At 39.1% G+C, this 3,720-nt stretch carries 4 protein-coding genes; 3 read left to right on the top strand and 1 reads right to left on the bottom strand.

Features of this window, described 5'->3' with window-relative positions; all coding sequences use genetic code 11:
• Positions 1-582 precede the first annotated feature (582 nt).
• Entirely contained in the window at positions 583-2,079 is a 1,497-nt protein-coding gene (locus AC5I6P_RS02605) for an AAA family ATPase (RefSeq protein WP_495692202.1), read from the top strand.
• A complete protein-coding gene (locus tag AC5I6P_RS02600; RefSeq protein WP_495692201.1) occupies positions 2,076-3,017 on the top strand; it encodes a hypothetical protein in 942 nt (313 codons plus the stop codon). Before AC5I6P_RS02605 ends, AC5I6P_RS02600 begins: the two co-directional genes overlap by 4 nt.
• Here AC5I6P_RS02600 and AC5I6P_RS02595 read toward each other — a convergent pair.
• Entirely contained in the window at positions 2,992-3,189 is a 198-nt protein-coding gene (locus tag AC5I6P_RS02595) for a hypothetical protein (protein WP_495692200.1), read from the bottom strand. The genes AC5I6P_RS02600 and AC5I6P_RS02595 overlap by 26 nt on opposite strands.
• Before the next feature lie 119 nt (positions 3,190-3,308).
• On the opposite strand from AC5I6P_RS02595, the gene AC5I6P_RS02590 reads away from it, so the two are divergent.
• Positions 3,309-3,611 carry a hypothetical protein gene (locus AC5I6P_RS02590; protein WP_495692199.1) on the top strand — a complete coding sequence of 101 codons (303 nt, stop codon included), beginning with the start codon at positions 3,309-3,311 and terminating at the stop codon, positions 3,609-3,611.
• Positions 3,612-3,720: the final 109 nt, after the last annotated feature.

Here is a 3,720-nt window from a genome sequence, read left to right as displayed (position 1 = left end):
ATCAACGTTGAACCAGTACGATTATTCTACATTCCGGTTAACCTGACATTACCCTCGCCAGATGTAATTTATCGGCACTATGCCGCTCGCAAACCGATGATTGAAATTCCAGAATTTTGACCTTAGAAAGGGGTCAAAACTCCTCGAAATTTACACCTAACTTTTCTGAAACGATGGCTCAGGCGGGATTTGAACCTGCGACCTTGGGCTTATGAGTCATGCGTACTAGAGAGAACGTACTCTCAGCATCAAGGCATCGCAATTAACTGTCCTCAAAGTGCTGAAAAAATTCTGTCAAGCCGTTCGTTCACGCGCTCCAATCGCTCTATAGCCTGCTTCGTAGTTTGGGAAAGCCCTCTGAGACAAGTCCAGTGTCCGTGGCGATCGCTCTAGCTCGAAGTGGAATACCTGTGTTTGAGGAAGAGGAAGAGCAAATGTTGCTTATCTTTTGTAGTATTTTCAATTCCATTCTAATGACGAAGTAGGCTATCCTTCGAAACTTGAAGCTGCTAAAATAGGCCCAAGTAAAAAGTCCGAACTTGAGATGTTAGTAGTAGTTTAACTGAAAAAACAGGAGCTCACATGCGTTTACGTAGAATTCAAGTTCCTGATTTTCGTGTTCTAAAGAATGTTAATATCGAGTTTGAAACAGATTTTGTTCCTCAAGTTTTTCCACTTGGCAGCCAAAATGGTGGTGGGAAAAGTACCCTTCTACAATTAGTTTTTAGCCTACTACATTGCTCTACTAAAGCTAATAGGGAAATCTTTGTTAAAAATATAATTGAAGGCTTTAAATTATTTGAAGAATCTGAAGCAAGGACTCTAGCAATAATCGACATCTTAGATAAGGATAGGACTTTTCAACTAGATTTTTTCGCGTGTAGTGACTCCTATCTCCATGAACTCTTAACCCAGGAAAGTCCAGATGGCTCCATTAATAATTCAGATTTCGTCGACTTTAGCTTCTCTACTCTTTCAGAAGTAGAAGTTGCCGAAAATAGATTTTCTAAGATAGAAGAAGAGCAATCTGTACTGAGAGAAGCTTCTAATGAATTGAAACTCATAGAATCTTTAGATGACTCTCGAGCACAAAAAAGAGAAGTTGATAGGATTTTCGGAAGATTGAAAAAATTTCGGTTGTTTCGATCAATTAGATTAGGAGAAGCATCTCAGCTTAAAACATTACAAGAGCAAATAAAGAGAAGCTTGCTGTTGTTGAAAAGTCGTTATCTTGAAGCCCGGGATGAAATCAAGCACCTGTCTGGGATTTCAAGTGAAATTTTGAATATTTTGGCAAGTAACAATCTTACATACATACTCAATTACTCGCCAGATGGCAGCCAAAGTGAAAATGCTGCTTTACTTTGCCGTATTCAAGGAGTAGATATAAAAGAAGCTAAATCATTATTGGATAGTTTTTCAAACAAAGTTTTTCTTGCCGCTCCTTCTACACAAATATTTCTTTTTCTTCCTAAAGAAGCTAGAAGGTTTATATTTAAGGACCAGAAAAATAGCTATCTATCTGCTGAAAGTTATTATTTTCACCTCCAGCAAGCAAAAGACGATCTGCCAGGTCTTTTCCCATATGATTTCTTGGCAGTTGACCTACTAGTCGATTCCTTCAAAACTGCTCGAGATAGAGATTTCAAGGAAGCTATTGAGAAAGGTGAGTATGGCAATCACTATAAAGATTTGTTGAATGGCTTAAATTTCATGCTTTTCAATAAACGGCTGAATGTCAAATCTGACCTCTCAGGAGTCACTCTTAAAATGGGTGAACATGATGAAGGAATAGAGATTTATCTTGAGGACTTAAGTCATGGTGAGCTGAAAAGGCTAAGTATTTACATGTGGCTCATACGTCAGAACATAGAAGATTCTATTGTTCTAATGGATGAAATTGAGATTGCCCTACATCCAGATTGGCAGTATAAGATTGTGTCAGAACTTATAAGATGGGCACCCACAAATCAATACATTTTAGCGACTCACTCGTATGAGCTGTGTCAAGCAGTTACGCCCGCTCATGTTAAAGAATTGGAGCCACGCCTTCTAAAGCAATTAGAACAACCAGCATGAGCCTTGATTTAGAACAAATAAGACAACACTGTAAAGTAATCCTCAATTCTCGTAGGATTTTCAATAAAATTGTTGTGCTGTGTGAAGGTGAGATTAAATCTCTACAAGGTAGACAATCACCACAGATGTATAGGCAGATGGAAAGAATGCCTGACTCTAATTTTTATAAAGCATCTATCCCAAGATGGTGGACGGAACGTCTTCCGCAGTTTTTCAATTGTGGAGATCGAAATGATGTATTGAATACATATTTTACTCTGCTAGAATTACACGAGGAAGGCATTGATTCCTATCTTAATCCAACAAAACTTTTTGCATTTGTGGACTTAGATATTCAACCAAAAAAGATCGAGCATAGTTATTTATTTTCTGATACAGAAGAAATTTTCTTCAACCTCTATAATAAGACAAAGACAAATGAGGTAAATGCCTGTCAACACCGAGTATGGGTTACAGGTTTGATTCACAAAGAAGCTTATTTTCTCGTACCCGGATTACAGTCAGTGTTTGATCAATTTTCTGTCCAAGCAGTTTATGGCGGAAGATCTCTCTTGCTGGAAGATATTTATCTTGTTATGGCTAGTGACATTAGCAGCGATGCTGATTTACAAAATAATTTTCAAAGAGTATGTGCTCGAATTAACTACTGTGCTGAATTGGATTTAACTGAAGCAACTAAGCTAGAAGATAGTTGGAAACTAGAATTTCAATCAACAGAAGATGCTACGAGAAAAGATGAATTGATTTTCAATTTGCTAACTATAAGAAAGGCAAAGGGCTATTGGCATCAGATTGAGCCAAGCAGTGAATGGACACGATCGAGCTCCACTTTCAGGGAGCAGCTTTCGCTAGAGATAGGAAGATTTTATTCAGAACAGGTTGATATTGCACAGTATCATATCCCTTCGTTTTTTAAAGTTTTATATCAGTTTGTTTAGAAGGGACTTTGATCGGTTGAGTTCGTTTGCTGATGAAGTAGCGACGGCTAGAAGGTTGTCGTTTCGGTTCGCACGTCTCCTGCTGAATGAATTCTCGCAGTAGCAGAATAAACAAGACAAGAATAACTAAAATCATTGCGGCGACGAACAGCAGCACAATCTCAACGGTCATGGGTACTCTGTGCCAAACAACACTTTTAGCCCCTTAGCACCAATGCTGAGGGGCTTTCGTGATCGTTCCCGCGACCGTAGGGCATCATATCGGTGTTGATTTAAATCACATCGTGAACTATGACAGCAGTAGGAACCCGGCCCGCAGGCGTATCAACTCTTGAGCAAGATATCATCCGTCAGATCATGGCCTTTAAGGAGGCCAACCCTCAAACAAATTTCAGAGAAGAGGGCGATATTGTCTCAAAGGCTTGTCTATGGAATCTCAGAATTAATGATTTGGGCGAATATTACTTTGTAGGTAGAGTTTTAATCCCTACCACCCCATTGATTGATGCTGACCCAGTGAAGAAGCTTTTTATGCGTGCCAAGGAATATCCATCTGGATTGAGTGCTTATCCCGCTGGCTATGACTCCCTCTAAATTTGATTGATCTGCTTTCAATTTAGAGACTAGGGACGGTTTCCAATGGCATTTGTAATACCAAATCTCCAAAGATAGGCTACAGATGGTATAACTCAAGTGACGAGTT

It is taken from the genome of Myxacorys sp., from assembly GCF_059501405.1.
This window is presented reverse-complemented; position numbering and strand designations above follow the sequence as displayed.

Bases quoted from the DNA above. Each gene is read 5' to 3' on its own strand.
- AC5I6P_RS02605 (WP_495692202.1), top strand. From the start codon at position 583: ATGCGTTTACGTAGAATTCAAGTTCCTGATTTTCGTGTTCTAAAGAAT.
- AC5I6P_RS02600 (WP_495692201.1), top strand. From the start codon at position 2,076: ATGAGCCTTGATTTAGAACAAATAAGACAACACTGTAAAGTAATCCTC.
- AC5I6P_RS02595 (WP_495692200.1), bottom strand. From the start codon at position 3,189: ATGACCGTTGAGATTGTGCTGCTGTTCGTCGCCGCAATGATTTTAGTT.
- AC5I6P_RS02590 (WP_495692199.1), top strand. From the start codon at position 3,309: ATGACAGCAGTAGGAACCCGGCCCGCAGGCGTATCAACTCTTGAGCAA.